We start from the raw sequence: 26,426 nt of genomic DNA, 5'->3' as shown, positions 1-26,426 counted from the left end.
AATGCCTCCTTACAGATGTGCTTTGATGAATGCGGCGGTCTTTTCCTCCACGGCGGCACGGGCGGTCAGCGTGGCAAAGTTGTGTCCGCCGCCTGCAATGGTATCCACCTCGGGTGCGGTGTACCCCTCGGCATAGCGGCTGCAGGTGCCCTCGTCCACCAGACGGTCATCGTCGGCCCGCAGCAGAAGCACCGGGCCGTTGTAGCCCTTGGCCTCGGTAAAGGGATCGGGGTGCTTGGCCATCTCATAGTTAAAGGCCATCTTGTAGCACAGTCCCTCCATGTCGGCGTAGTCCTTGCCGGTCTGGGTCACACCATCGGCGCGCTGGGCGCAGCCGAACCACATCCCTGCGCCCGGGCACAGCAGGATCAGGCCGTGGGGCTGGATCACCGGAGCGCAGGAGGCAGCAATGTAGCCGCCCATGCTCTGGCCGGAGAGGAACATCTTTTCGCTGTCCACATAGGGCTGCTGGGCTGCCCATGCAAAGATATCCTGTGCATCGGTGTGCAGGCCATCGAAGCTCATATCCTCGAACTCGCCGTCACTCTCGCCGTTGCCGTAGAAATCAAACCGGGCGCTGCCGATGCCCTGCGCTGCCAGAGCGCGGGACAGGTGGGTGTACATGGATTTGTAGCCGCTGCAGCTGCCGGCAAAGCCGTGCAGATGCACCACAAAGGGCACCTTACCCTCCGTATCAGGCAGGGTCACGATGCCGCGCAGGGTGTGACCATTACGGTTTTGAAACTGGACCTGTAAGATTTTCATTTACTTGCTCTCCTTTGCGGCACGGCGGCTCTTCAGCTCTGCCAGCATCTCGGCCGTCTTCTGCTTGGTCAGGGGGTAGACGAAGAACAGGATGGCCACTGCAATGCCGTAGCCCAGGAAGTAGATTCCGGTGTAGCTCTTCCAGATGGCGTTCACAACACCTGCGGTCTGCACAGCGCCTGCGGTGACGTTGTAACCGATGGCACCCAGCACAAAGCTGGACAGGCTGCCGGAGATGGCGCTTGCGAGCTTGCGGAAGAAAGAGTAGGTGGAGTAGACGATGCCCTCGTTGCGCTCGCCGGTCTGCAGCTCATGGTAGTCGATGGCATCGTTGACCATGGCCCAGATCAGCACCTGCATACCGGAAGCGCCCAGGTAGCAGATACCGTTGATGACGATGAAGGCCACAGGGTTGTGGATGGGGAAGAAGAACAGGATGCCGAACACGACGGCGGCAAAGCCTGCGCCCATGCAGCACCACTCCTTCTTGCCGAGCTTGTTGGCCAGAGGCTGGGTGATGGCAAAGGACAGCACAGCGTACAGAACGCTCAGCATACCGGAGACAGCCTGAATTTTAACGTTGCCGAAGAAGTCCTTGTACAGGTAGGTGTTCAGGCCGTTGACTACGGATGCACCGATCATGCCGGTCAGGCTGAAGAACATCACGCCCAGCAGGGCTTTGTTGTGGGAGATCTCCTTGAGAACGTGCAGGTAGTTCAGCTTTTCGCCCTGCGGACGCTCAGGCACTTCCACACGCTCCTTGCACCACACGCAGGTGATCTGCAGGCACAGCAGGCCCAGCATGGCGCAGATGCAGGCCAGCATCAGGAAGCGGCCAGCCACAGGCTGGTTGTCCACATACAGGAACAGGGGGCCGACCATGACCATGACGGTCATAAAGATGGTGCCGCCCAGGCTGCGGTAACGGGACAGGGCGGTGCGCTGGCTCACATCATCGGTCATCACGCTGGACAGGGTGCCGAAGGGCACGTTGACGCAGGTGTACAGTGCCTCATACAGCACATAGGTGATGAACATGTAAGCCAGACGCAGACCGTAGCTGATGTTGCCCACATTGACAAAGGCCAGCACACACAGCACTGCCATGGGGAACGAGAAAGCGCGGATCCACGGGATGAACTTGCCGCCCTTGGTGGCCTTGCGGGAGTCCACGATAGCGCCGATGATGGGGTCGTTGACGGCATCCCAGATCTTGGTGATCAGCAGCAGGATACCCACATGGAAGGGGTTGACCTGCAGGATCAGGGTGTAGAAGATCGACAGATACATGGCACGGTACTGCTCCGTGAAGCAGCAGCCCAGATCGCCCAGTGTATAGCCGATCTTGTCCTTCATGGAGAAGGGCCGAACGGTCTTTTTCTGGTCCATTTCGTTTTATCCTCCTTAAAAAACAGATGAAACCACGAGGCTTTTCACACAAGCCTCTTCTCTTCGATTGCATTATACGTTAATTTTGCGTCAAAGCATATCCAAAAAATGATTGAAAACTATCGCAAATTGATGTATTATGCAATTATGACAGTTGTACTTTTCAGTTGTGTACAACAAACTGTCGCATCTGACAGTTCCACGGAGGGAATTTTGGTGAATTATACAGCCAAACGTTATCTTTTCAAACAAAGCACTGTTCGGGAATTTTTTTCGGGCGCGTATTATGACCTGTTTCTGGTCATGCGGGGCAGCGGTGTGTTCCGGTGCAGCGAGGTGGTGCTGCCCGCCCAGCAGCAGAATCTGATCATCCTCAAGCCCGGGCAGGGCGGCAGGCTGGAATATGCCGGAGCCTACGGCCCGCTGGAGATCATCCGGGTGCAGTTGTCTCCCCAGATGCTGGCGCAGTTGTCGGATGAGGACACCGACTTTGAAAAAAGCTTCAACGTGGTGCCCTTCCGGCAGGTGGCTGTCCGGCCGGACAGCCAGATCTATATGCTGCTGAAGAATCTTGCCCGGAAGCTGCTGGTGCTCCCCCAGGAGAGCAGCCAGTTCGGTGCGGCGGCGTTCGAGCACGGCATCCTGCAGATGTTCGTGGTGCTGGCACTGCGTGCCTGCATCCATGCCGAATTCCACACCGCTTCGGTCAGCCGCCACCACCTGATGCTGGATGAGGTTTTCCTGTTTATTCAGGCGCACCTCACCGAGGAACTGACGCTGGAGCGTCTGGAAAAGGAGTTTTTCGTCTCCCGGGAGCACATTGCCCGGGAATTCAAGCGCCAGACCGGCCAGACCGTGCACCGCTACATCGTAAAGGCCCGGCTGGACCGCTGCTGCGCCCTCATTGAGCAGGGCCTGCCCATCACCGAGGTGTACAAAACCAGCGGCTTTGGGGGCTATAACCACTTTTTCCGCGCCTTTAAAAAGGAGTACGGTATGACCCCCAAGGAATATTTCAGCACCACCCGGCAGGATGCCCGGGGATGAGCCTTTGCAAAAGAAGTCCCGGCGGCAATTTTTGTGCAGGCTGAAACGTATTTTATATAAAACGGCAGCTGCCGTTTTTCAACGAACGATCTCCATTACAGACAGGAGGAAAGCTCTATGAAATTTTCTGCTGATTATCGTGCCCTTGCGCTGGATGCCCTGCGTGGCAGATGGAAGACAGCTGTTCTGGCCGGACTGATCGCCAGTTTGCTGAGCGCCAACATTGTGAGCAGCTCAGACAGGGTCATCTCCAACATGAGCCAGAACGCCAACGGCGACACCCCAGGGTTTGCCGGGCTGTTTTCCACCGGCAGCGGCGGCGTGCTGGCGGTTCTTGTGGTCTGCATCCTTGCCTGGGCAGTGTTCACCGTCATCGTGGGCGGTGCGGCGCGGCTGGGCTACGCCCGGTTCAACCTGAACCTTGCAGACGGCAGGGACGCTGCCCTCTCCGACCTCGCTTCCCAGAAGCACCGCCTGTGGGACGGCTTCTGCATGAATTTCCTGCAGGGGCTTTATGTGGCGCTCTGGTCGCTGCTGCTGTTCATCCCCGGCGTGGTAAAAGCCTACAGCTATGCCATGACCCCCTATATCATGGCCGAGCACCCCGGCCTGACGGCCAACGAAGCCATCACTGAATCCCGGCGCATCATGGACGGCAACAAGTGGCGGCTGTTCTGCCTCGATCTCAGCTTTCTGGGCTGGGAGCTGCTCTGCACCCTGCCCATGCTGATTGGTTTCTCTCTCGTCTTTGCCTTCACCCACTCGGCGGATACGGTCCTTGTTCCGCTGATTCTGCTGTCCATCCCTCTGAGCGCCGGCTTTTTCTTTCTGCGCCCCTACGAGGAAGCGGCCTGGGCGATCTTTTACCGGGATATCACCGCTGCACCTTCTGACACCGAGGAAATCTGAGAATGAAACATACCGCCTGCTATCACCTGCCCGGGCTCTTCGAGTTCTACGAGCTCTACCGCCTGTTCCTGCCCCTGTTCCGGGAGCACCGGGAATATTTTTATGACTGGTGCGAGATCGGCTCCATCTACGGCGCGCCGCCGGACTGCATCTGGGGCGGGGGCCGCGTGGAGGCCGGGGAGCACTCCCCCGCCGAAGTTCTGGCCCTGACCCAGGAATACGGCATCTCTGCCCGGCTCACATTCAGCAATTCCCTGCTCCGCCCGGAGCACCTCTCAGACCGGAAATGCAACGCAGTGTGTCAGCAGTTTGCCCAGCGGTGCACTGTGCAGAATGGGGTCATCGTCCACTCCGAGCTGCTTTTGAACTATCTGCAGCAGCATTACCCGGAGCTTTATCTCGTATCCTCCACCACCAAGGTCCTGACAGATCTTCAGGCGTTTCAGGCAGAGGTCCGGCGGCCGGAGTTCCGGTATGTCGTACCGGACTTCCGGCTGAACAAGTCCTTCGATGCCCTGGATACGCTCTCCCAGCCCGAAAAGGACAAGGTAGAATTTCTCTGCAACGAGTGCTGCTGGTTCGGCTGCACCGAGCGCAGGCGCTGCTACGAAGCCGTCAGCCGCAAAAATCTGGGAGAGGTCTGCGAACACCGGTGCACCGCCCCCGGCGCGCAGGAGGGCTACCGCTTTTCCAAGGCGATGGAAAACCCCGGGTTCATCGGCACTGCGGACATCCGGAAGCGCTATCTGCCGTTGGGCTTTTCCAATTTCAAGCTGGAAGGGCGCGGCCTGGGCAGCGCGCTGGTGCTGGAGTTTCTGCTCTATTATCTGACCCGGCCGGAGTATCAGATCCACGTCCGGGAGGCGATCTATCTGGACAACATGCTGGATCTCTTTTAAGGGTTGCGCCACCGGCGCAGTGTGGTATAATCAGCATAACAGAGCACCCGCATGCGGCGCTCTGTTCCGTCCAATCCAAGTCAGGAGGAGATCGTTATGGAATTCACTCAGCTTATTGCACAGCGGTATTCCTGCAAAAATTTTGGTGCAGGCAAGGTAGACGCTGCAGCACTCCACACCATTCTGGAAGCCGGTCGGCTGGCACCCACCGCCAAGAACACCCAGGAACAGCGCATCTACGTCGTTCAGTCCGAAGAGGGGCTGGCAAAGATCGATGCTGCCACTCCCTGCCGCTACGGTGCCCCCGTCTGTCTGGTGGTCGCCTATGACAAGAACCACACCTTTACTTACCCCGGCGAGCGGATGAACTCCGGCATGGAGGATGCCGCCATCGTGGCCACCCACCTGCTGCTGGGCGCTGCCAATGCAGGCGTGGACAGCTGCTGGGTCAACTTTTTTGACCCGGACAAGCTGGCAAAAGCGCTGGGTCTGCCCGAAAACGAGGAGATCGTGATGCTCCTTGATCTGGGCCACGCTGCCGAGGGTGCAGGCCCCCTGCCCAACCACAGCTCCCGCAAGCCTCTGTCTGAAACCGTCACGTTCCTGTAACATCACAGGGATGCAAAAAAGCCCCCGCACGTTGGTTTTCCGGCCAACATGCGGGGGCTTGTGTTTTATTCCAGTTTTCAGTTCTGCGGGTGGACGATATCCCGCCAATCCAGATCTCCACGCTCCAGACCGTGGATAAGCACCTCCGCGGTGGCGATGTTGGTGGCCAGCGGGATGTTATGCACATCACACAGGCGCAGCAGGGTCATCTCGTTGGGTTCGCTGGGCTTTGCGTTGATCGGATCGCGGAAGAACAGGAGCAGATCGACCTCATTGCAGGCAATGCGGGATGCGATCTGCTGATCACCGCCCTGAACACCTGCCAGAAAGCGCTGGATCTGCAGACCCGTTGCCTCAGAGATCAGCTTGCCGGTGGTGCCCGTAGCCACCAATTTATGCTGGCTCAAAATCCGGCAATACGCCGTACAGAACTGAACCATCAGCTCTTTTTTGGAGTCATGCGCAATCAGTGCAATCGTCATCGGTCAACCTCTCCTTTGTTTTGCCAGTGGGCATTTTCTTGCATATATCATAGTATCACAGTTTCCGTTCTTTTACAACCGTTTTTTAGACAAACTTCATACTTTTTTCGGAAAAAAGCGCCAGAATTCACCAAAAGCAGTGTTTCAGCGTTTTATCCTTCTTCAATTGTCTAAAGCATCCTGCCCGGCGGGTGCGGTCTCCTGAGCAGCATCCGTGGTACCTGCGGCGGGGTCTGTGGCCGTATCTGCTGCCGCATCCGTGCCGGTTTCGGTCTGAGCGGGGGCAGTCTGGGTAGCAGAAGTGCTGTCTGCGGCGGTTTCCTGCTTGCCGATGGTGCCATCCTCATTCAGGGTGCCGTCCTGCATGGCGAAGTAGGCGTTGGCAATGTCCACCACCAGGTTGCCCGCGCGGGCGCCGCCGCCGCCGTACTCCACCACGATGCCGATGGCGATCTGGGGGTCCTCCGCCGGGCCGTAGGCGATCATCGTGGTATTGGTGTAGTGCTTATAGGTGCTGCCGACGTAGTACCCCTCGCTGCGCTGGGGGGTGCCGGTCTTGCAGGCGATGGTATAGGGGTAGCTGGCCAGCACCGGGATGGTCTGGGACACGCCGATCATGCCCTGCTGCACCAGATCAAAGGTCTCGCCCCTGTCCTCAATGACGTCCATGACCTCGGGCTGGGTCTCCTGCAGCACCTCGCCGGTGTTGGAGTCCAGGATGGCCTTGACGAAGTGGGTGCGGTAGCGGGTGCCCCGGTTGGCGATGGTGGCCGCGTAGGTGGCCAGCTGCACCGGGCTGACCACGGTATTGCCCTGACCGATGGCGGCCTGGACGTCCAGCGACTCGATATAGTTGGAGTCGGTCTTGCTGGTCAGGTGGCCCAGCGCCTCGCTGACCTCCACGCCGGTGCGCACACCCATGCCCAGCTTGTAGGCGTAGGCGTCGTAGACCTCACTGGTCAGGCGGCGGCCCACGTCGTAGAAGAAGATGTTGCAGCTCCACTTGATGGCGGTGATCACGTCGATGTTGCCGCTGTGGCCGTGGCGGGTACACTTGGGGTGGTAGTCGCTGTAATAATTGTACACACCGTTGCAGAACACGGTGGAATACCGGTTGATGAGGCCCGAATCCAGCGCCGCCACCGCCACGGCAGGCTTGAAGGTGGAGCCGGGGGTGTACAGGCCCTGCAGCGCCCGGTTGAACAGGGGCAGGCTCTCGTCCGCGCTGTACTCGCTGTACTGGGTGGCATACAGGTTCTGGTCAAAGCTGGGGTAATTGGATGCGGCCAGCACACTGCCGTCCTTCACATCCAGCACCACGGCGGCAACGGCGGCAGCTTTCATGCTGCCGGTGTTGTAGACCCGGTTGATCATGTCGATGTTCTCGGCCAATGCCTTGTCCACCGCTTTCTGGAACCGGCTGTCGATGGTCAGCTGCACGGTGTGGCCCGGCTCGGGCACAGTGGTCAGGGCCGTATCCACAATGACCCCATCGGAGTTGCGGGTGATGGTCTCCACGCCATCCTTGCCCCGCAGTTCGTCCTCATAGGCCGATTCCAGGCCCGAGATGCCGATGATGTCGTTCATGTTGTAGCCTTTTTCGCGCAGGGGGTAGGTGGTCTGGCCGTTTTCGTCGGTCACCTTCCACTTTTCAGCGGTGATCTTGCCCACCCGGCCCAGCACATGGGGCAGCACCGTGGATTGCTCATAGCTGCGGGTACTCGTTTCCACGATCTCCACGCCCGGCAGCGAGAGGCTGTGCTCCTTGATGGTCGCCACGGTGGCCTCGCTGACGTTTTCCGCCATGATAAAGTTGTTCACATTGGAAAACGCCTGCAGCTGCATCTCGTAATGGATGCCGCCCAGCGTGCGCTGCCAGCTCAGCGGATAGCTGGCAAGGTCGTAGTCCTCCACCAGCTTCTCCATCACATCATTGGCCGTTGCATACTGCTGTAAACCAAGATTGTCCTTCATGGCGGCAAGGGCTTTCTGATCCCTGGTGCTGCCCGCTTCAGCGGTAAAAGTATAATTGCCCCCTGCATCCGGCTGGCTGATGAGCAGAGTATCGTTCCAGCTCTCACCGTTGGCACGCAGCAGCTCGACGATCTTCTGGAGCATCCCGTCCAGATCTTCGTCTCCCATCAGCAGCTTGTTGAGCACCACGTTGTAGCCCGTGACGCTGGTGGCAATGCGCTCCCCCCGGCTGTCCACAATGTCACCGCGTGCCGCCGTGACCGTAAACTTGTAGTCGGTGGTGTTGGTGGCCTGGGATTTGAAATCGTCCCCGTTGACCAGCTGCAAAAAGATGAGCCGCAGCCCATACAGCAGCATGAGGATGCAGGCGGCGGCAACGAGAACACGCATCCGCCGGATGGCGGTTTTCCGTTCTTCTTGGTTCATGGATTCTCCTTCCGGCGCGGGGTGCGTTACACCACGCCGTTGTCGATCTTAAATTCTTCGTGGATGCGGCGCACGACCCCGAACAGAGGGAAGCAGACGGGCACCGAGAGCGCCGCCGTGGGCAGCACGAACCACAGCCAGCGGCTGGCTGCGCCGCTGTAACCGGGCATGTAGTAGAAAAACAGCCAGTCCAGCGTGAGCACCAGCAGGGCGGCAGCAGACGCAATGAGTGCAAAGTTTGCGGCCGAATTCTTGAAGTAGAGCTGCATCACCGCCGAAACGGCAAAGCAGAGCAGCAGCAGCTCCAGCGCCAGCATACCCACGGTGCGCCCGGCCAGCCAGTCCCACATCAGGCCGCAGACCGCCCCAAAGACAGCCCCGGCGAACTCGCCCTCAAACACGGCGACCGCCAGCGCCAGCGGCAGCAGCCAGAGCGGCTTTGCCGCCCCGAACTGGAACAGCCCGGGCGTGGTCTGCAAAACAGCACAAAGAAGGCCCAGCAGCGCATAGCAGATCCATTTGACGATCTGGCCCCGGCTGCGTTTCCGGCGTGATTCCATCAGGGTCCCTCCTCAGAAACTGGTAATGATGAACGCATGGCGCACCGTGCGGGGGTCGGTACCGGGTTTGATGACGGCAATGGTCGATTTGCCGCTGACCTCGGGCACCAGTTCCTGTACCACGCCCACCAGCAGGTCAGCCGGGAACACCCCGCCCAGCCCGGTGGTAACCACCTGATCGCTTTTCTCCGTCAGGGTGTTGCGCGCAAGGTTGGTCAGCACACACAGGCCATCGGCGGCGTATTCGGAGCTGCCGGTGACGATGCCGTTGTCACGGGTGCGGGATACCACACCCGCCGCGTTGAAGTTGGGGTGAAGAATGGTCATCACCTTGCAGCTGGTGGGCTCAGCCTCCACCACCATGCCCAGCAGGTAGCCCTGGTCACTGACCACGGCATCGTTGACGGCCACGCCATCCAGCGTGCCGCGGTCCAGCGTGAAGCCATAGAAGGAATCCAGCGGGTCACGGCCAATGACAAAGCTGGAAAGATAGCTCATCTCGGGCCGCTGGCTCTGGATGCTTTCCAGTGCCTTGTAGGCCTGGTTCTCGGCCTTGACGCGGTCGTAATCCACCATCTGCTGGCGCAGTTCGGCGTTTTCGGCCTTGAGCGTCTCGTTCTCAGCCATCACGTCGTCGATGCTGGTGTATTTTTCCCACAGGGAGGCCACACCGCCGCTGACCACAGCAGCCACTTTCTGGAATGGAGCAGCCGCCACGCTCAGCAGCTCCTGCGGAGCGGCAGTCAGGCGGCCGTTGGCACCGGCGTAGGCCATGATGCCCACCAGAAACACCGCGATGCCCACCAGGATCTTGAATTTCCAGGTATCGAAAAAGTCTTTCAAGGGGTTTTCCTCCGATTGCAAAAGGGCGCGGACAGCCCAGAGCCGTCCGCACCCTCTGTTACATCGTTACATGTGAGCTCCATCGGTGTCCAGCACGTCGTGCAGAACATCCACATGATCCAGCACCGCACCGGCACCCTTGGCCACGCAATCCAGCGGGTCCTCCGCAACATGGACATCAATGCCGGTCTCGCTCTGGATCAGCTGATCCAGGCCCCGCAGCAGGGCACCGCCGCCGGTCAGGGTGATGCCGTGGTCGATGATATCGGCACTCAGCTCAGGCGGGGTGCGCTCCAGGGTCTCCTTGATGGCGCTGGTGATCTTAACCAGGCACTCCAGCAGGGCCTCGCGCACATCCTCAGAGTGGACGACGATGTTCTTGGGCAGGCCGTCCACCAGGTTGCGGCCCTTGATCTCCATGGTCATCTCGGGGTCCATGGGGTAGGCCGAGCCGATCTCGATCTTGATCTGCTCGGCGGTGCGCTCACCGATGAGCAGGTTATACTTGCGCTTGATGAAAGCGATGATGGCCTGATCGAACATATCACCGGCCATCCGGACGCTGCGGGAGGCCACGATGCCGCCCAGAGAGATGACAGCGATCTCAGCGGTGCCGCCGCCGATGTCCACGATCATGCTGCCGGTGGGCTCGCTGATGGGCAGGCCCGCGCCGATGGCAGCAGCCATGGGCTCCTCAATGACGGAGACCTGACGGGCACCGGCCTTGAGGGTCGCCTCACGCACAGCGCGGCGCTCCACCTCGGTCACGCCCGAGGGGATGCAGATGACCACGCGGGGGCGGGAGAACATGCTGTTGCCGCAGGCCTTTTTCAGGAAGTTCTCCAGCATATTTGCCGTGATATCGAAATCGGCGATGACACCATCCTTCAGGGGGCGGACTGCCACGATGCTGCCGGGGGTACGGCCGATGACAGCCTTTGCCTCAGCACCCACGCAGCGCACCTCATCGGTCTTGGTATCCACAGCCACGACCGAGGGTTCCCGCATGATGATGCCCTTGCCCTTCATGTAAACCAGGGTATTGGCAGTACCCAGATCAACGCCAACGTCCTTTGACAAAAAACTCATAATGAAGCTCTCCTTCGTATTTCCGGTCTATTCCAAAACGCACAGCAGCCCAAACTTCACAGGGTTTGACCGCCTATCGCAGAATAACACGTTTCTATTATAGCCGCAAGTCAACGTTTTCTCAAGCGTTTTGTCAAGTTTTTCCGTATTTTTCATTTTTCTGTGCATTCCGCCGCGCAAACTGTCAGAACTGTTCAAGCAGGCGGACCGTCCGGCTGACGGGCAGGCCCATAATGGTGTAATAATCACCCTCAATGGCATCCAGCCAGACCGCCGCGCGGCCCTGGATGGCGTAGGCACCGGCCTTATCGTAGGGTTCCTCTGTGGCGGCGTACCGCTCGATCTCCTCCTCGCTCAGCGGGAAAAAGGTGACCTTGCAGGTATCCACAAAGCTCTCAGTGCGGCTACCATCGGAAACGCAGACACCGGTGTGCACATAGTGGGTCGCGCCGGACAGCGCACGGAGCATCCGTCTGGCATCGTCCGGGCTGTGGGGTTTGCCGAACACCTCGCCGTTCACATCCACCACGGTATCGCAGCCCAGCACCACGGAACCGGGGTGTTCCTTGGCCACAGCAAGGCACTTGCCCCGGGCAAGCTGTTCCACCAGCCGGGCGGGGGTATCCGCCGTCACGGCATCCTCGTCAAAATCGCTGACACAGACGGTAAAATCCGTCGTGTATAAGCTCAATAGTTCTTTCCGGCGGGGGCTCTGAGAAGCCAGGATCAGATCTTTCATACGCTTCACTTCCCCGTTGAGCCAAAGCCGCCCGCGCCGCGCTGGGTATCCCCCAGTTCGGCCGCCTGAGCAAAGGCGGCGGTATACACCGGTGCAATGCAGAGCTGTGCCACACGCTCACCGGGCTGGATGGTATAGGCCTCGGTGCCCAGATTGATCATGGGCACCTTCAGTTCCCCGCGATAGTCGCTGTCCACCACACCCACGCCGTTTGCCATGCACAGGCCGTGCTTGATGGAAAGGCCGCTGCGGGCATAGACCAGCGCCACAGCGTGGGGGCCGGGCAACTCGATGGCAAGGCCGGTGGGCACCAGTGCCCGCTGCATGGGGGCCAGCGTCAGGGGCTCATCCAGCACGGCGCACAGGTCGGCCGCCGCTGCCCCCGGTGTTGCATAGGCGGGCACCTTGGCCCGGGGGTCCAATACTTTATAGTTTACGGTGATTGGTTCCATAGTATACCTCTTGTTAAAGTTATATTCGGGCGTGTTCCGGGAGCTTTCTCCTCGGACACGAAACGGGCCATTCCATCGCCCGCCCTACTGCCTGCGGCAGCAGGGTCCCACCCCAGCGGACGGTCCTCGGAGAAACTCTCGGCTCCCGCCCGGGGAAACCGCATCTTTAGTTGGTTCCCTTGAAATAAAGTCCTCTTGTAAACTCTCCCTCAAAGGGTGCGTGGACACGGATGCTGTCCAGAATGGCGGCTGCTTCTTCCCGGGATTCCAGTGTGAAGTAGGCCACACCGTAGTCCACAGTCAGAGCACCGGGCTTATCGCCCATATAAATAGGTACGGGGTTATAGATCGTCCGCACGCCCATGCCGCAGCGCACCGGGAACTTTTTGGCCTTGCGGTCGGTCAGTTCCCCTGCTTTATTGCAGTGGGCGCAGTCATGGATGTTCTGCAGCGGGCAGGCACGGGTGACCATCAGCGGCATGTGGCCATAGACCAGCACACCGGTGGGCACAGGCTTGCCGTTATGGGTGGGGGCAATGGTGCTGATATCGCTGTCCTTGACTTCGGGCAGGATGAGCACACTGTTCAGGCCATGGTCGGCGTAGAACTGTGCTGCCATCTGGTTGGTGACATTCAGGCCAAAGCCGCCGGTCATCGGCAGCCCACGGCAGAGCCGCAGGTGGGCGATGTTGCTTACCTCATAGCCCGCAAAACCCGCATCCTGGGTGGCGGCAATGCGGCGGGCGGTGTCCTCCTCCAGCGCGCCGAACATCACGCGCGGAAGCTCCAGAAGGGTCTTTCCCCGCCACTCCCGGGGCACCCGGTCGGCCTGAGCAATGGGCAGGATAAGATATTCCACCCCGCTCAGGGCCTGCTCCGGCACCTGATCCCACGTTTCAAAGCGGGCACGCAGGGTGCGGCGGGGCGGCAGGGTGCGCAGGGGCAGAGCGTCCGGCTCCGCCTCGTATACAGGCCAGGGGCGCAGGACCTCCCGCTTTTTCAGCAGGGCCTCCAGCGCATCCCGGCGCAGCTCGTTCACGGCACTGCCTGGCACGAACCAGGGGCCGCCGTCCATCTCCACATCGATCTTTTCCACCGCAAAGGGGGTGCCGCCCGTCTTGGAAAGACTGCGCTGCAGGCTCTCGGTGGGGTCGGTGCGGGCAGGCTGCGGTTCCGCATCGCCGTAGGCAAAGGCCTTGTTGCCGTCCGCGTCGGTCACGGTCAGCTTCTCGCCGCCCTCTTCAATTTCCAGCCTGAACTGCACCGGCACCCGGCTGCGCTCGCGGCGGTAAAGCTCACGCAGGGCAGGCAGGGTCTTTTTGGTCAGCTCTGCATCGGCTTCACTGCGCACGCCGAACATGGTGCCGTCGATTTTTCCATCCAGGTAGCCGGAGGTGAAGCCGGAGCGGCTGAACGCATTTTTCAGCAGGTCACGGTCGTAGGCGCGGCCCTCGCGGCCTGCCAGACAGGCGCTGACCGCCGCCGCCACATACTCCGGCGTGCGCAGACGGCCCTCGATCTTAGCCGATGCCACGCCGACGGCCTGCATCCGATCCAGCTTGTCGATAACAGAGTTGTCCTTCAGGGAAAGGTGGTGCAGACGGCCCGGCTTGCCCTCGGGCAGCGGGTTTGCCTCAAAGGGCAGGCGGCAGGGCCCGGCGCAGGAGCCCCGGTTGCCGCTGCGGCCGCCCAGGAAGGCCGACATATAGCATTGGCCGCTGACGCACATGCAGAGCGCGCCATGGACAAAGCACTCGGTCTCGATGCCGCAGTGCTTTGTGATGTGCTCTACCTCGGGCAGGCTCAGCTCACGGGCCAGCACCACCCGGGTAAAGCCCAGCTCCTTCAGCTCCAGTGCGCCCTGCAGGGTGTGGACGCTCATCTGGGTGGAGCCGTGGCGGGGCAGGTCGGGGGCGATCCGCCCGATGAGCTGCGCCACCGCCAGATCCTGACAGATGACCGCATCCGCGCCGCTCTCGGCCACAGCCTTCACGGCAGCGGCCAGCGCGGCCAGCTCCCCGCCGTAAACGGTGGTGTTCAGTGCCACGTGCACCTTGACCCCCCGCGCGTGGCAGAACCGGACCGCCTCCTTCAGGCTGTCCGCATCAAAATTTCCGGCTCCTGTGCGGGCATTGAAGCCCGAAAAGCCCAGATATACCGCGTCCGCACCGCTGAACACCGCAGCGCGGAGCATCTCTTCACTGCCCACCGGGGCAAGGATCTCGATCTTTGGCATAATACTCCCTTTGTTCCGGCGCGCTCACCGCGCCCCCATTCACGCTTCCGTCTTTGCTTCCCGGTCGGCCTTCTGCTTGGCCTGCAGGCGTGCCAGCTGCTCCCGCAGGGCATCGTTTTCACGCCGCAGTGTTTCATTTTCTGTTTTCACCTTATCCTCAGCCAGCTTTGCCCTGGCGGCATCGGCAATATAATCCTGGATCTGGCTGCGCATATTCTCGGCGCTGCCGGTGCTCTTTTTGTATTCATCCAGATAATCCATGGCGCAGAACACCGCCGCCTTGGTCACCGAAAGGTTTTCGTTGGTGTCCAGCAGTTTGGTGATATCCTCATCCAGCCGTTTGGCCAGAGAGGCGATATACTTTTCGGAATCCGTCGTTGCGATCGCATAGGGCGCGCCCGCAATGGTCACTCTCACTTTATTAACCATCGTATCCTCACTAATAATTACTCTGAGCGGAGTTTGTGGCCGAGTTTCCTGCCCCGGCGCACGCTTTTACCCCCGCCGGGACAGCCGTTCACTTCTTATTATAATATAAATGCGTTCCAAGAGAAAGTGTTATTTTTGAATTTTTTGCATATTTACCAGAAAGATTGTGACAAAAATGTCAGTTACGGCAAAAATCGGCGTTTTTCCTTGCTTTTACGAATAGAACTGATTATAATGTTCTTGTTGTGGTAACAGGGAGAGGGAAAGAGGAGAAATTCTCTGTTACGATATTTCAAAACAGCACAAGTGTGTGTGCGGATAGGAGTTCCTTATGACTACAAAAGAATTTGCAAAAATTCTTCAGGACAAGCTGACCAGCGAGTACGGCGTGGATCTGAGCGTTGCTTCCAAGCAGCAGATCTACCGCTCTCTTGCCCTGATCTGCCGTCAGATGATGAGTGAGAACCACAAGAAGTTCCAGTCCAAGGCCATTGGCACCGGCACCAAGCAGGTATACTACCTCTGCATGGAGTTCCTGATGGGCCGCAGCCTGAAGATGAGTCTGTTCAACCTGGGTCTGGAAGATGTTGCCCAGAAGGTGCTGGCTGATGCCGACATCAACATCGAGGGCATCTTTGAGGAAGAGCCCGATGCAGGCCTGGGCAACGGCGGTCTGGGCCGTCTGGCTGCCTGCTATCTGGACGGCATGGCCACCACCGGCATCTGCGGCACCGGCTACTCCATCCTGTACGAGTACGGCATTTTCAAGCAGAAGATCGTGGACGGCTGGCAGCAGGAGCGCGCTGACAACTGGCTGCCCGGTGGTCAGGTCTGGCTGAAGAGCCACCCCGATCAGGCCATCGAGGTCCGCTTTGACGGCGAGATCCGCGAGAACTGGGATCACGGCTTCCACTATATCCAGCACACCAACTACAACAGCGTTATGGCTGTGCCCTCCGACATGTATGTGCAGGGCTACGACGGCAAGGGCGTTGCCAAGCTGCGCCTGTGGCAGGCCAAGGCTCCTGACTTTGATATGTCCAGCTTCTCTCTGGGCAACTACAACACTGCCATGAGCAAGAACGCCAGCGCCGAGCTGATCTCCAAGGTGCTGTACCCCAACGACAACCACATTGAAGGCAAGATCCTGCGCCTGCGCCAGCAGTACTTCCTCTCTGCCGCATCCATCGGCGATATCGTGCAGAACCACCTGTCCACCTACGGCACGCTGGAGAATCTGGCCGACAAGGTCGCCATCCAGCTGAACGACACCCATCCCACGCTGGCCATCCCCGAGATGATGCGCATCCTGCTGGACGAGTGCGGCTTTGACTGGGATAAGGCCTTTGAGATCTGCCAGAAGGTCTTTGCCTACACCAACCACACCGTTATGGCCGAGGCTCTGGAGAAGTGGAATGTGGACATCTTCAAGATGACCCTGCCCCGCATCTACCAGATCGTGGTCGAGATGAACCGCCGTGCCCGCGAGGAGCTGGAGAAGGCATTCCCCGGCGACGAGGGCAAGATCAACTACATGGCCCTGATCGGCGACAACCAGGTCCGCATGGCAAACATCTGCGCCTACACCGCCAACAGCATCAACGGCGTGTCCAAGCTGCACAGTGAGATCATTAAAGAGAGCGTGTTCCACGATTACTACCTGTTCAAGCCTCAGGCCTTCAAGAACGTGACCAACGGCATCGCTTACCGCCGCTGGCTGCTGGCCTCCAACCCTGAGCTGTGCAAACTGCTGGACGAGACCATCGGCGAGGAGTACAAGCACGACGCTTCCAACCTCTCCAAGCTGAACAAGTATGCGGACGACAAGACCGTGCTGAAGCGCATCAATGAGATCAAGCTGAACAACAAGAAGAACTTTGCCGCCTATCTCGAGAAGAGCACCGGCCAGGTCATCGACCCCAACTCCATCTTCGACTGCCAGGTCAAGCGGATGCACGAGTACAAGCGTCAGCACCTGAACGCCCTGAACATCGCCGCTCAGTACCTGTACCTGAAGGAGAACCCCAACGCTGACTTCATCCCCAAGACCTATATCTTCGGCGCAAAGGCTGCCCCCGGCTACTACATGGCCAAGCAGATGATCCGGATGATCTGCAAGCTGGGCGACCTGATCAACAATGATCCCGCCGTGCGCGACAAGCTGCGCGTGGTCTATCTGGAAGAGTACTGCGTCTCCCTGAGCGAGCACCTGATGCCCGCTGCCGAGGTCTCTGAGCAGATCTCTCTGGCTGGCACCGAGGCTTCCGGTACCGGCAACATGAAGTTCATGCTGAACGGTGCCATCACGCTGGGCACGCTGGACGGCGCAAACGTCGAGATTGCCGATGCTGCCGGCAAGGAGAACGAGCTGATCTTCGGTATGCTGACCCCCGAGGTCAACAACCTCAAGCAGGTGGGCTACCACCCCAGCGCCTTCATCATGGGCGATGACGTGGCAAATGCCGCTCTGAACTTCCTGGAGCGCGGCTGGAACGGCGAGGACTTCCACGAGGTCACCGAGAACCTGCGCACCAGCGATCCTTATATGGTCATGGCCGACTTCAAGGATTACCGCCGTGCTCAGGCCGACCTGCAGCGCCTGTATGCTGACCGCGAGAAGTGGGCACAGATGAGCCTGAAGAACACCGCCAACAGCGGCATCTTCAGCGCAGACCGTTCTGTGCTGGATTACGCCCGCGATATCTGGCACGCTTCTGCTGTGAAGTAATTGGAAAAGTCAACCCCCCAGTCACCTACGGTGACAGCCCCCCCCTAGTAGTGGGGCCTCTGGCGTTACGGGAAGTTTTACAGCTTTTCCTTTACGCACAGACTTCACCGTTCTGCCAAGGCCTCCCCTACTAGGGGAGGTGGCAATGCGAAGCATTGACGGAAGGGTTTAGCACAAATATATCTCTGCCCCGGAGCCATTACGGAACCGGGGCTTTTTTTGAGAAAGGAACGACCCCACTTGTCTTGTCTGTTCAACAGTTTTGACCCCTATTTCAAGCAGCCCTTTGGTGCGGTGCGCGCCGGGCAGACTGTCCGGCTGTCGCTCTGCATCCCCGAGGAGCTGGGCTATGTAGACCCGCACCTTGTCCTGAAAAAAGAGGGCAAGTTCGATGTTCCCGTCTACTACCGGATGAACTTCGACGGCCAGACCCCCAGGCAGAACCACTTTTCCGTGGAAGTGCCTCTGAATGACCCGGGCCTCTACTTCTATTACTTCGACCTCTACACCGACTTCCGCCGCATCGTGCGCGGCCCCGACAACTGCGGCGTGATCAGCTGGCAGGATGGCGAAAGCTGGCAGATCACGGTCTATGAGCAGGACTTTGAGACCCCTGAAAGCATCAAGGGCAAGGTGTTCTATCAGATCTTCCCGGACCGCTTCTGCGAAGGGGTGGAGAACAAGCCCATGCCCTTTGCCGACCGCATCTATCAGGCCGACAAGCACGCCGAGCCCTTCTGGCAGCCCAACGAGGTGGGCGGCCACCTGAATGAGGATTATTTCGGCGGCGACCTCAAGGGCATCCAGCAAAAGCTCCCTTACCTGCACGAGATGGGGGTGGATTTCATCTACCTCAACCCCATCTTTGAGGCCCACTCCAACCACCGCTACAACACCGCCGACTACCTGAATGTGGACCCCCTGCTGGGCACCAACGAGGATTTTGAGGCACTGTGCACCGCCGCCAAAAAATACGGCATTGGCATCGTGCTGGACGGCGTGTTCAGCCACACCGGCTCCGACAGCCGCTACTTCAACCGCGAGGGCCGCTATGGCGAGGGCGGCGCGTACCGGGACCCCAACTCCCCTTACCGCTGCTGGTACGATTTCGGCCCCCAGTACAAGGACGGCTACCGCAGCTGGTGGGGCTTTGAGACCCTGCCCGAGGTCGACGAAGAGCCCCCCTCCTATGTGGAGTTCATCACCGGCCCGGGCGGTGTCATCGACACCTGGCTGCGGCGCGGCGCGGCAGGCTTCCGGCTGGATGTAGCCGACGAGCTGCCCGACGAATTCATTGAGAAGGTGCGCGCCGCCGTCAAGCGGGTCAGCCCCGAAAAGTTCCTGCTGGGCGAGGTGTGGGAGGATGCCACCACCAAGTTCGGCTTCAACAAGCGCCGCACCTACCTGCTGGGCAAGGGCCTGGACAGCGTGATGAACTACCCCTTCAAGAACGCCGTGCTGGATTTCGTCAAGGGCAAGCCCGCCGAGCAGGCCATGACGGAGATTCTGACCATCTGCGAGCACTACCCTGCCCCCGCTATGGATACCGCCCTGAACTTCCTCTCCACCCACGACACCGAGCGTGCCCTGACCGTGATCGCTGACGAGCCCGCCAATGGCCGGGGCCGCGCGTGGCAGAGCGGCCGCTGTGTGACCGGCGATGCCTACGAGGAGGGGCTGCTCCGCCTGCGGATGGCCTACGCCATCATCTACACCTTGCCGGGTGTGCCCTGCCTGTACTACGGCGACGAGATCGCCATGCAGGGCTACCGGGACCCCTTCAACCGGGCTTTCTTCCGGTGGGATGCCCACGAACAGCGCCTGCGTCCCGTGCTGGCACAGCTGGCACAGCTTCGCCACACCTGCGAGGCCTTCCGCACCGGCCAGCTGCGGGTCCTGCGTGCCGAGGACGGTATCCTGCACTACCAACGGGTGGGCAAGGTGGAGACCGCGGAGATCATCGTCAACCGCACCGAACATATCATCGTGGAGACCCTTGCCAGCGGCAAGAGCACTGAGGTGAATCCCATGGGCTTCACCATCGTGGTGGAAGAGGTGGGGCATAACCCGAACCACAGCTACTATGATTATGTATAAGGAGACGGATTAAACCTCTCCGTCATCTTCGCTGACGCGGCGAAGCCTGCGACTGAGAGGTTGGACAGAGCAGCACTCGCCCTTAAATAACAACATATTGTCATTTCCACGTCTTTGTTATATAATAAACGAAGAAGGAGGGATGTTCGATGTCCATTGACCCCATTTTCTGGCTCCTTGCCGCCGTCGGTTTCCTGGCGCTGGAGGGCATGACCTTCAGCATGGTATCCGTCTGGTTTGCGGCAGGCAGCGCGGCAGCCCTGCTCTGCTGCCTGTTCACCCACTCGTTCCGGGTGCAGGCGGTGGTGTTCATTGCGGTCAGCGCGGTCTGCCTGCTGGCATTCAAGCCGCTGGCCAAACGGCTGCACAAGCAGCCCACCCCCACCAACGGTGACCGCGCCCTTGGCCGGGAGGCCCGGGTGCTGACCCCCGTTTCTGCCCAGCAGACGGGCCGGGTGCGGCTGGATGGCGTGGATTGGAGCGCCCGCTGCGCCACCCCAGGCGATACCCTGACCCCCGGGCAGGCCTGCCGGGTCACCGAGATCCACAGCACCCTGCTCATCGTGGAACCCATCCTGACCGAATCCATCAACCACTGAAAAAAGGAGCGTCTCTATGCCTATCATGCTGTTCGTGATCCTCGCGCTCATCTTTGTCATCCTGCTCATCGTCGTCACCAACATCGTCATCGTGCCTCAGTCCATGGTGTACGTTGTGGAGCGTCTGGGCAGCTACTCCGACACCTGGTCGGCCGGCCTGCATGTCAAGATCCCGTTCATTGAGCGGATCGCCAAAAAGGTCAGCCTGAAGGAGCAGGTCGCGGACTTCCCTCCCCAGCCTGTGATCACCCGCGATAACGTTACCATGCAGATCGACACCGTGGTGTTCTTCCAGGTCATGGATGCCAAGCTCTACACCTACGGTGTCAACCAGCCCATCGCAGCCATCGAGAGCCTTTCCGCCACCACCCTGCGCAACATCATCGGTGAGATGGAGCTGGATCACACCCTGACCAGCCGCGATGTCATCAACGGCAAGATCACGGCCATCCTCGATGAAGCCACCGACAAGTGGGGCATCAAGGTCAACCGCGTGGAGGTCAAGAACATCATCCCGCCGCGCGAGATCCAGGAAGCCATGGAGAAGCAGATGAAGGCAGAGCGCGAAAAGCGCGCCGTCATCCTGAAGGCAGACGGTGAGAAGCAGGCCGCCATCACCGCCGCCGAGGGCGAAAAGGAAGCCGCCATCCTCCGTGCCGATGCCGTCAAACAGCAGCGCATTCTCGAAGCTGAGGGCGAGGCGCAGGCCATTCTCGCGGTGCAGAAGGCCAACGCCGATGCCATCCGCCTGCTGAACGAGGCCATGCCCAACGACAAGGTGCTGGCTCTGCGCAGCCTGGAGGCACTGGCCAAGGTCGCCAACGGCAAGGCCACCAAGATCATCATTCCGTCGGAGCTGCAAAATCTGGGCGGCGTTGTGCCCAGCATCAAGGAGCTTCTGACCGACCCGAAAGAGGACTGATCCATGATCTACGATACCCTGAACAATCTCCCCAACTATCTGGGCCTGTGCAGCAGTCTGGACAGCGTCATCGAGTTCATCATGGCGCGGGATATCAACAACCTGCCCGCCGGGCGCACCCGCATCGATGGTGACAAGGCTGTGGTCATGGTGAGCACCGTGACCCCGCAGGCCAGCGACAAGGCCCCCTTTGTCCGGCACGACAGCCACCTGACCCTTGAGACCGACCTCGAAGGCAGCGAGCTGTTTGAAGTGTCCCTGGGCGAGTTCAGCCCCACCCGGCCCGCTGACGAAGCCGCTGATACCACCGTGGGCACCGCCGGCACCAGCATTGCCGGAATGCTCTGCGAGGGCCGCTTTGCCCTCTATCTGGCCGGGGAGCCGTACAAATCCGGCTTGAAGGCCCAGGGCTGCGGCAAGCTGAAAAAGGCCGTGTTCACCATGGAGCTGGATCCGGACGAGGAAGACGAGACCGAGGCCGAATAATTCCTGAAAGCACGAACTCCACGCAGCGTAGGTTGCGTGGAGTTTTTTTGTATAGTATACTCTGGTTCAACAATTACGCTTGCCCGACTTGCCAAGGGCTCCCCTATTAGGCAACGACGACGACCGCCGCCAGTGGCGGATGAAGGGAGGAGTTGTTGGGGCCGCGGCCAGCAAGACACGAGCACAATACTTTGTGCGAAGTGGATGCTGGGAGCCGCAACCCGTACGCTGTCGAGCAACGCGAGACTGAGAGGTTTCATTCATTATGAACACATACGTCACAGGCAGCACCATCCGGCAGCTGCGGGAAGCCAAGGGCCTGACCCAGGCAGAGCTTGCCGGAACGCTTTCTGTCAGCGCCAAGACCATTTCCAAGTGGGAGACCGCCAAGGGTCTGCCCGATATCTCCCTGCTGGAACCGCTGGCTGCGGCTCTGGGGGTCAGCGTGCTGGAGCTGATGCAGGGAGAACCCATCATCAACCGGAACCGGGCAGCCAACCTGCTGCGGAGCAAGCTCTACGTCTGCCCTCTCTGCGGCAATGTGCTCCACGCCACCGGGCAGGCCGTGGTGAGCTGCTGCGGCATCACCCTGCCTGCGCTGGACATCGCCGAAGCCGAGGATGCCGACGAGCATCATCAGCTGACCGTGGAGCGGGTGGAGGACGAGCTCTTCGTCACCCTGCACCACCCCATGGAGAAAAACCATTACATCTCGTTTCTGGCCTACCTCACCGGCGATAAGCTGCAGCTGGTCAAGCTCTACCCCGAGGGAGATGCCTCTGCCCGCTTCTCCCTGCGGGGCGCAGGTGTGCTTTACTTCTACTGCAACTGCCACGGCCTGATGAAGGCTCCGGATTTCCGCACCGCCACCCGGCGCACCTCACCCCAGAAGATCCACCTGCGGGAGCCGGATGAGGGCGACCGGGAACAGGTAATGGCCTATCGGGAAGAATTTCTGGCCATTAACTCCCGGATGGACGGCACCTCGGCTCTGGACAAATATGCCGACTTCGATGCCTGGCTGGCCCAACTCCGCAAGCTGAAAGACCCGGCCACAACCCCCGCCGGTCTCGTGCCCGCCACGGAGTATCTTGCTCTGGATGAGCACGAGCATCTGGTGGGCATGACCAACCTGCGCCACCGGCTCAACGATTACCTGCTGACCTACGGCGGGCACATCGGGTACAGCGTCCGCCCCTCGGAGCGGCAGAATGGCTACGCCACCCAGATGCTTCGCCTGACGCTGGAAAAGGCAAAAGAACGAGACATCGAAAAGGTGCGCATCTGCTGCGACCATTACAACGTTGCCTCAGCAAAGACCATCCGCGCCAACGGCGGCGTGCTGGAGGATGAGCAGTTTGATTCCTCCGATGGAACGCTGACACAGCGGTATTGGATACAGAATAAGTAAAAAGAGGCTGTTGCCAAACTTCTTCCGTCATCGCTCACGCGATGCCACCTCCCTCAATGAGGGAGGCTTTCACAGATTGCCATTACGTCAAGGCTCCCTCCAAGAGGGAGCTGGCGCGGCGAAGCCGTGACTGAGGGAGTTGTCGGCAGCAGCCTTTCTCTATTTCAGCCCAAATGGAACATATCGATCAGCACCACGGCGGCCAGGCCATAGTAGACCACCACAGCCACCAGATCATTGATGGTGGTGATGAGCGGGCCGGAAGCCACGGCGGGGTCGATGTGGATCTTATGGAACAGCATGGGGATGACCGTGCCCACCAGGCTGGAGATCACCATGGCCACGACCAGAGATACGCCCACACAGCCCGAGAGCAGGAAGGCTTCACCCCAGGCGTAGGCCTTGAAGAAGTGGATGTAGCAGCCCAGGAAGCCCAGCGCCAGCACGGCCAGCAGTGCACCGTTGGTCAGGCCCACCCGCATTTCCTTCCAGAGCAGCTGGAGCTTTTTGGCAGTGGTCAGGTTCTCGTCCACCAGCACACGGATGGTCACAGCCAGCGACTGGGTGCCCACATTGCCGGCCATATCCAGCACCATGGACTGGAAGCAGATGACGATGGGCAGCACCGCCACCACCGATTCAAACGCACCCACCACCGAGGACACCAGCATCCCGAGGAACAGCAGGGCAATCAGCCAAGGCAGGCGCTTTTTCACACTCTGGAACACACCCTCGTTCAGGTCCTCCTCGCTGGTCAAGCCGCCGAGTTTTGCGTAATCATCGCCCATCTCGTCGTCCACCAGCTCGACCACATCCGCCGAGGTGATGATGCCCAGCAGCTTCCCGCTGTCGTTCAGGACAGGGAGCGAGCGCTCGGCGTAGTCCACGATGCGGTCGATGCAGTCGCTGATCTTCTCGTGGTCGGTGACGTAGGGGTAGGAACGGGCGATCAGCTTTTCCAGGCGCTCCTCCGCACGGGCCACGATGAGGTCTTTCAGGTCAATGGCACCATAAAAGTGCTCGTTCTCATCCACCACATACAGGGTGGAGATGTTATCGTTCTCGCCTGCCTGCTTCACCAGTTCACTCATGGCCTGCCGGATGGTCATATCCCTGCGGATGCAGATGTAGTTGGTGGTCATGCAGCTGCCGATCTCGTCCTCGTGATAGGAGAGCAGCAGCTTCACATCATCGGCGGCATCCTTGTCCAGCTGGTGGACGATCTCTGCCTTATCGTCCTCTTCCAGGTCATCCAGAGCATCCACGGCATCGTCCGAATCCATGTGGGAGATGACCCGGGCGGCCCGCTCGGGGTCCAGCTCCTTCAGGTAAGGCTCTGCGTCGTCCAGATAGGAGAAGATCTCTGCCACCGTATCCACGCCCAGTACGGTGTACACCTTCTGGCGCTCCTCCGGTGTCAGGGCCGTCAGGGCATCGGCCAGGTCGTTTTCATGGTAATCGGACAGCTTTTCAGCCAGCTCTGCCTGGGGCAGACCGCTGTGGATGATGTCCAGAATCTCCTGCACATAATTTTTCTTCTGCATGGTTTGGTCCCTCCGTTTCCCGTTTTCGGGCATAAAAAATACACCGCATCGGTCTGGTTACAACTCCTGCGGTGTACAAAGGGCATGCAGTTCAGGATGCGGCTAACACGTTTGCACGGCCCGCATCGCAGGAGAAGCGTTGTTTGGGGTGATCCGTATGGTCACTGGACATGGAAACAAACTCCTCCTTGGTGTAAGATTTTTCTTTCAGCCCCGTTATCATACTACGCCGGGCCGGATTTTTCAACCCCTTTTACAGTTTTTTTACCGGATTATTGCTATATTGCACAAAGAAGAGCTTACTTCTTATACTTTCCATACCATGCCACCGACACCCGCCAGGACACGGCATACAGGGCCAGTACCGCCAGCAGAAGCACTGCGGCCAGCCAGAGGGGCACAGGCAGCGGCCCACTTCCCGGGCCGTTCTGCTGCAGTTCATCCATCACGGCACCGCCGCCACCCAGCAGGGCACCCAGTCCGGCAAAGGTCAGGACGTAGATCATGCGGGCTTTTTCGGCCCCAAAGCGGTACAGCAGCGGCAGGGAAATGCCGTTGATCAGCAGGATGGCACACACACTGCCCGCCAGCAGGGACAGCACATCCTTGTCCGGGGCCATTCCGGTGCGCAGAGGGATCACCGTTACGAACAGTCCTCCGATCACAACAGCCGCCGCAGCGCAGAACAGACCGATGAGGTACTTTTCCGCCACCAGCGTCTTTTTGCTCACCGGAAGCGTCCGGCCATACTCCACCCAACCAACGCTCTGGTCGTAGGTGAGCAGGTTCACCGGCAGGATGCCCAGAAAAATGGCCGCATAACTCACCGGGAACACATAGGCGCTCGATGTGCTGAGCACCCAGATCACCAGCACAAATGCAACCGTCAGGTACATGGTCTTCATATTGGTTCTGACCTGATACCAATCCTTCAACAGCAAACCTTTCATCGCACATTCTCCCCTTTCACCATCAAAACGAACAGTTCTTCGATGCTCACCGGTGTCAGGGTGCTGCCCGCCGGGACAAGTTCCCTCTTCACCAGTGCCTCGGCCCCGTAGGCTGTCACCCGACGGCTGACGATGGCGTTCTTATCCAGCTCCTCCAATTGCCCGGCAGTGCCGTGCCAGAGGGCGTACTCCTCCCGCAGGGTGTCCTTATCCTCACAGAGCAGGAGCTTCCCCTTGTGCAGAAAGGCAATGGTATCGCAGAGCTTTTCCAAATCGCTGACGATGTGGGACGAGATCAAAATTGCATGGTTCTCATCCCGCACAAAGTCCAGCAGCAAATCGATGAGCTCATCCCGCACCACCGGGTCCAGACCGCTGGTGGCTTCGTCCAGCAGCAGCAGCTTCGGGTGGTGGGAAAGCGCCACGGCAAGGCACTGCTTCATCTTCATGCCAGTGGAGTAATCGGCGTAGCGCTTTTTCTCCGGCAGTTCAAAGCGCTTACAATAATCCGCGTAAGCTGCGGCATCCCAGTTGGGATAGATGCCCGCCATCACTTTCCCCACCTGCGGCGCGGTCAGGCAGGTGGGGATGCCCTCGCCGCCCAGCACCACGCCGATATCGGCTTTGGCAAGCGGGGTGATCCCCTCCTGCCCGAACAGCTTCACAGTGCCAGCGTCCCCGTCGATCATGTCCAGGATCAGCTTAATGGTCGTGCTCTTGCCCGCGCCGTTCTCACCGATCAGCCCGCAGACTGTGCCGCCGGGCAGTTCCAGATCAATGGGCCCCAGCGCAAAATCCGGGTAGTGCTTTTCAAGGCCGTGCAGTTCTAATGCGTTCATGG

24 protein-coding genes are annotated in these 26,426 nt (G+C 59.7%); 10 read left to right on the top strand and 14 right to left on the bottom strand.

Going from position 1 to position 26,426, the window contains the following annotated elements:
* Positions 1-9: 9 nt before the first annotated feature.
* Complete coding sequence (locus tag J3352_RS00365; RefSeq protein ID WP_097770641.1) at positions 10-765, bottom strand: S9 family peptidase; 756 nt, start codon at positions 763-765, stop codon at positions 10-12.
* Positions 766-2,154, bottom strand: a complete 1,389-nt coding sequence (locus J3352_RS00360) for an MFS transporter (RefSeq protein ID WP_097772359.1) — start codon at positions 2,152-2,154, stop codon at positions 766-768.
* A 216-nt stretch (positions 2,155-2,370) separates the two neighbouring features.
* Between J3352_RS00360 and J3352_RS00355 the strand changes: the two genes are divergently transcribed.
* The 4 genes from J3352_RS00355 (at position 2,371) to J3352_RS00340 (ending at position 5,618) form a co-directional block, all read left to right on the top strand.
* Positions 2,371-3,201: an AraC family transcriptional regulator gene (locus J3352_RS00355; protein WP_243137852.1), complete on the top strand. Its 831-nt coding sequence runs from the start codon at positions 2,371-2,373 to the stop codon at positions 3,199-3,201.
* 117 nt (positions 3,202-3,318) lie between these two features.
* Complete coding sequence (locus tag J3352_RS00350) at positions 3,319-4,110, top strand: DUF975 family protein (RefSeq protein WP_156066238.1); 792 nt, start codon at positions 3,319-3,321, stop codon at positions 4,108-4,110.
* A gap of 2 nt (positions 4,111-4,112) precedes the next feature.
* Positions 4,113-5,009, top strand: coding sequence for a hypothetical protein (locus tag J3352_RS00345; protein WP_156066240.1), 897 nt, complete (start codon positions 4,113-4,115; stop codon positions 5,007-5,009).
* 96 nt (positions 5,010-5,105) lie between these two features.
* Positions 5,106-5,618, top strand: coding sequence for a nitroreductase family protein (locus J3352_RS00340; RefSeq protein ID WP_005932370.1), 513 nt, complete (start codon positions 5,106-5,108; stop codon positions 5,616-5,618).
* Between the two features lie 77 nt (positions 5,619-5,695).
* Here J3352_RS00340 and mgsA read toward each other — a convergent pair whose 3' ends face one another.
* The 9 genes from mgsA to zapA form a co-directional block, all read right to left on the bottom strand.
* The gene (gene mgsA, locus J3352_RS00335; RefSeq protein ID WP_097770635.1) at positions 5,696-6,100 is read right to left on the bottom strand and encodes a methylglyoxal synthase; all 405 of its coding nucleotides are present in this window, start codon (positions 6,098-6,100) and stop codon (positions 5,696-5,698) included.
* Positions 6,101-6,262: 162 nt separating this feature from the next.
* A complete protein-coding gene (locus J3352_RS00330) occupies positions 6,263-8,500 on the bottom strand; it encodes a penicillin-binding protein 2 (protein WP_156066242.1) in 2,238 nt (745 codons plus the stop codon).
* Between the two features lie 26 nt (positions 8,501-8,526).
* The gene (gene mreD, locus J3352_RS00325; RefSeq protein WP_098922735.1) at positions 8,527-9,060 is read right to left on the bottom strand and encodes a rod shape-determining protein MreD; all 534 of its coding nucleotides are present in this window, start codon (positions 9,058-9,060) and stop codon (positions 8,527-8,529) included.
* Positions 9,061-9,072: 12 nt separating this feature from the next.
* Positions 9,073-9,903 (bottom strand): rod shape-determining protein MreC, encoded by an 831-nt coding sequence (gene mreC / locus J3352_RS00320; protein ID WP_099357213.1) that lies wholly within the window; start codon positions 9,901-9,903, stop codon positions 9,073-9,075.
* A gap of 66 nt (positions 9,904-9,969) precedes the next feature.
* Complete coding sequence (locus tag J3352_RS00315; protein WP_005932353.1) at positions 9,970-10,992, bottom strand: rod shape-determining protein; 1,023 nt, start codon at positions 10,990-10,992, stop codon at positions 9,970-9,972.
* 184 nt (positions 10,993-11,176) lie between these two features.
* Positions 11,177-11,731, bottom strand: a complete 555-nt coding sequence (locus tag J3352_RS00310) for a nucleoside triphosphate pyrophosphatase (protein ID WP_156066244.1) — start codon at positions 11,729-11,731, stop codon at positions 11,177-11,179.
* Between the two features lie 5 nt (positions 11,732-11,736).
* Positions 11,737-12,183, bottom strand: a complete 447-nt coding sequence (dut, locus tag J3352_RS00305; protein ID WP_035394001.1) for a dUTP diphosphatase — start codon at positions 12,181-12,183, stop codon at positions 11,737-11,739.
* A 166-nt stretch (positions 12,184-12,349) separates the two neighbouring features.
* The gene (locus tag J3352_RS00300) at positions 12,350-14,419 is read right to left on the bottom strand and encodes a U32 family peptidase (RefSeq protein WP_156068722.1); all 2,070 of its coding nucleotides are present in this window, start codon (positions 14,417-14,419) and stop codon (positions 12,350-12,352) included.
* 39 nt (positions 14,420-14,458) lie between these two features.
* Positions 14,459-14,848 carry a cell division protein ZapA gene (gene zapA, locus J3352_RS00295; RefSeq protein ID WP_156066248.1) on the bottom strand — a complete coding sequence of 130 codons (390 nt, stop codon included), beginning with the start codon at positions 14,846-14,848 and terminating at the stop codon, positions 14,459-14,461.
* Between the two features lie 331 nt (positions 14,849-15,179).
* Between zapA and J3352_RS00290 the strand changes: the two genes are divergently transcribed.
* The 6 genes from J3352_RS00290 (at position 15,180) to J3352_RS14435 (ending at position 23,091) form a co-directional block, all read left to right on the top strand.
* Positions 15,180-17,576, top strand: a complete 2,397-nt coding sequence (locus tag J3352_RS00290; RefSeq protein WP_098922739.1) for a glycogen/starch/alpha-glucan phosphorylase — start codon at positions 15,180-15,182, stop codon at positions 17,574-17,576.
* Between the two features lie 240 nt (positions 17,577-17,816).
* On the top strand, positions 17,817-19,673 hold the full coding sequence (locus tag J3352_RS00285; protein ID WP_156066252.1) for a glycoside hydrolase family 13 protein: 1,857 nt from the start codon (positions 17,817-17,819) through the stop codon (positions 19,671-19,673).
* 149 nt (positions 19,674-19,822) lie between these two features.
* Entirely contained in the window at positions 19,823-20,272 is a 450-nt protein-coding gene (locus tag J3352_RS00280; RefSeq protein ID WP_005932324.1) for an NfeD family protein, read from the top strand.
* 16 nt (positions 20,273-20,288) lie between these two features.
* Complete coding sequence (locus J3352_RS00275; protein ID WP_005932322.1) at positions 20,289-21,194, top strand: SPFH domain-containing protein; 906 nt, start codon at positions 20,289-20,291, stop codon at positions 21,192-21,194.
* 3 nt (positions 21,195-21,197) lie between these two features.
* Entirely contained in the window at positions 21,198-21,680 is a 483-nt protein-coding gene (locus J3352_RS00270; RefSeq protein ID WP_156066254.1) for a YhcH/YjgK/YiaL family protein, read from the top strand.
* A 265-nt stretch (positions 21,681-21,945) separates the two neighbouring features.
* The gene (locus J3352_RS14435) at positions 21,946-23,091 is read left to right on the top strand and encodes a GNAT family N-acetyltransferase (RefSeq protein ID WP_005932317.1); all 1,146 of its coding nucleotides are present in this window, start codon (positions 21,946-21,948) and stop codon (positions 23,089-23,091) included.
* Between the two features lie 164 nt (positions 23,092-23,255).
* Here the strand turns inward: J3352_RS14435 and mgtE are convergent, their stop codons facing one another.
* The 3 genes from mgtE to J3352_RS00250 all read right to left on the bottom strand — a co-directional run bounded on the left by mgtE (position 23,256) and on the right by J3352_RS00250 (position 26,424).
* Entirely contained in the window at positions 23,256-24,635 is a 1,380-nt protein-coding gene (mgtE, locus tag J3352_RS00260; RefSeq protein ID WP_347562992.1) for a magnesium transporter, read from the bottom strand.
* A gap of 299 nt (positions 24,636-24,934) precedes the next feature.
* Positions 24,935-25,585, bottom strand: coding sequence for an ABC-2 transporter permease (locus J3352_RS00255; RefSeq protein ID WP_156066258.1), 651 nt, complete (start codon positions 25,583-25,585; stop codon positions 24,935-24,937).
* The gene (locus J3352_RS00250; RefSeq protein WP_156066260.1) at positions 25,582-26,424 is read right to left on the bottom strand and encodes an ABC transporter ATP-binding protein; all 843 of its coding nucleotides are present in this window, start codon (positions 26,422-26,424) and stop codon (positions 25,582-25,584) included. Before J3352_RS00250 ends, J3352_RS00255 begins: the two co-directional genes overlap by 4 nt.
* Positions 26,425-26,426 lie beyond the last annotated feature (2 nt).

Origin of the sequence: Faecalibacterium sp. Marseille-Q4164 (genome assembly GCF_017377545.1) — a bacterium.
Lineage (GTDB): Bacteria > Bacillota > Clostridia > Oscillospirales > Ruminococcaceae > Faecalibacterium > Faecalibacterium duncaniae.
The sequence above is the reverse complement of the archived record's forward strand: the minus strand, read 5'-3'. Positions and strand labels throughout refer to the sequence as shown.

Excerpts from the sequence above, each read along its gene's own strand:
- J3352_RS00365 (WP_097770641.1), bottom strand. The coding sequence starts at position 765 with ATGAAAATCTTACAGGTCCAGTTTCAAAACCGTAATGGTCACACCCTG.
- J3352_RS00360 (WP_097772359.1), bottom strand. The coding sequence starts at position 2,154 with ATGGACCAGAAAAAGACCGTTCGGCCCTTCTCCATGAAGGACAAGATC.
- J3352_RS00350 (WP_156066238.1), top strand. The coding sequence starts at position 3,319 with ATGAAATTTTCTGCTGATTATCGTGCCCTTGCGCTGGATGCCCTGCGT.
- J3352_RS00345 (WP_156066240.1), top strand. The coding sequence starts at position 4,113 with ATGAAACATACCGCCTGCTATCACCTGCCCGGGCTCTTCGAGTTCTAC.
- J3352_RS00340 (WP_005932370.1), top strand. The coding sequence starts at position 5,106 with ATGGAATTCACTCAGCTTATTGCACAGCGGTATTCCTGCAAAAATTTT.
- mgsA (WP_097770635.1), bottom strand. The coding sequence starts at position 6,100 with ATGACGATTGCACTGATTGCGCATGACTCCAAAAAAGAGCTGATGGTT.
- J3352_RS00330 (WP_156066242.1), bottom strand. The coding sequence starts at position 8,500 with ATGAACCAAGAAGAACGGAAAACCGCCATCCGGCGGATGCGTGTTCTC.
- mreD (WP_098922735.1), bottom strand. The coding sequence starts at position 9,060 with ATGGAATCACGCCGGAAACGCAGCCGGGGCCAGATCGTCAAATGGATC.
- J3352_RS00315 (WP_005932353.1), bottom strand. The coding sequence starts at position 10,992 with ATGAGTTTTTTGTCAAAGGACGTTGGCGTTGATCTGGGTACTGCCAAT.
- J3352_RS00310 (WP_156066244.1), bottom strand. The coding sequence starts at position 11,731 with ATGAAAGATCTGATCCTGGCTTCTCAGAGCCCCCGCCGGAAAGAACTA.
- dut (WP_035394001.1), bottom strand. The coding sequence starts at position 12,183 with ATGGAACCAATCACCGTAAACTATAAAGTATTGGACCCCCGGGCCAAG.
- J3352_RS00300 (WP_156068722.1), bottom strand. The coding sequence starts at position 14,419 with ATGCCAAAGATCGAGATCCTTGCCCCGGTGGGCAGTGAAGAGATGCTC.
- zapA (WP_156066248.1), bottom strand. The coding sequence starts at position 14,848 with ATGGTTAATAAAGTGAGAGTGACCATTGCGGGCGCGCCCTATGCGATC.
- J3352_RS00290 (WP_098922739.1), top strand. The coding sequence starts at position 15,180 with ATGACTACAAAAGAATTTGCAAAAATTCTTCAGGACAAGCTGACCAGC.
- J3352_RS00280 (WP_005932324.1), top strand. The coding sequence starts at position 19,823 with ATGTCCATTGACCCCATTTTCTGGCTCCTTGCCGCCGTCGGTTTCCTG.
- J3352_RS00275 (WP_005932322.1), top strand. The coding sequence starts at position 20,289 with ATGCCTATCATGCTGTTCGTGATCCTCGCGCTCATCTTTGTCATCCTG.
- J3352_RS00270 (WP_156066254.1), top strand. The coding sequence starts at position 21,198 with ATGATCTACGATACCCTGAACAATCTCCCCAACTATCTGGGCCTGTGC.
- J3352_RS14435 (WP_005932317.1), top strand. The coding sequence starts at position 21,946 with ATGAACACATACGTCACAGGCAGCACCATCCGGCAGCTGCGGGAAGCC.
- mgtE (WP_347562992.1), bottom strand. The coding sequence starts at position 24,635 with ATGCAGAAGAAAAATTATGTGCAGGAGATTCTGGACATCATCCACAGC.
- J3352_RS00255 (WP_156066258.1), bottom strand. The coding sequence starts at position 25,585 with ATGAAAGGTTTGCTGTTGAAGGATTGGTATCAGGTCAGAACCAATATG.
- J3352_RS00250 (WP_156066260.1), bottom strand. The coding sequence starts at position 26,424 with ATGAACGCATTAGAACTGCACGGCCTTGAAAAGCACTACCCGGATTTT.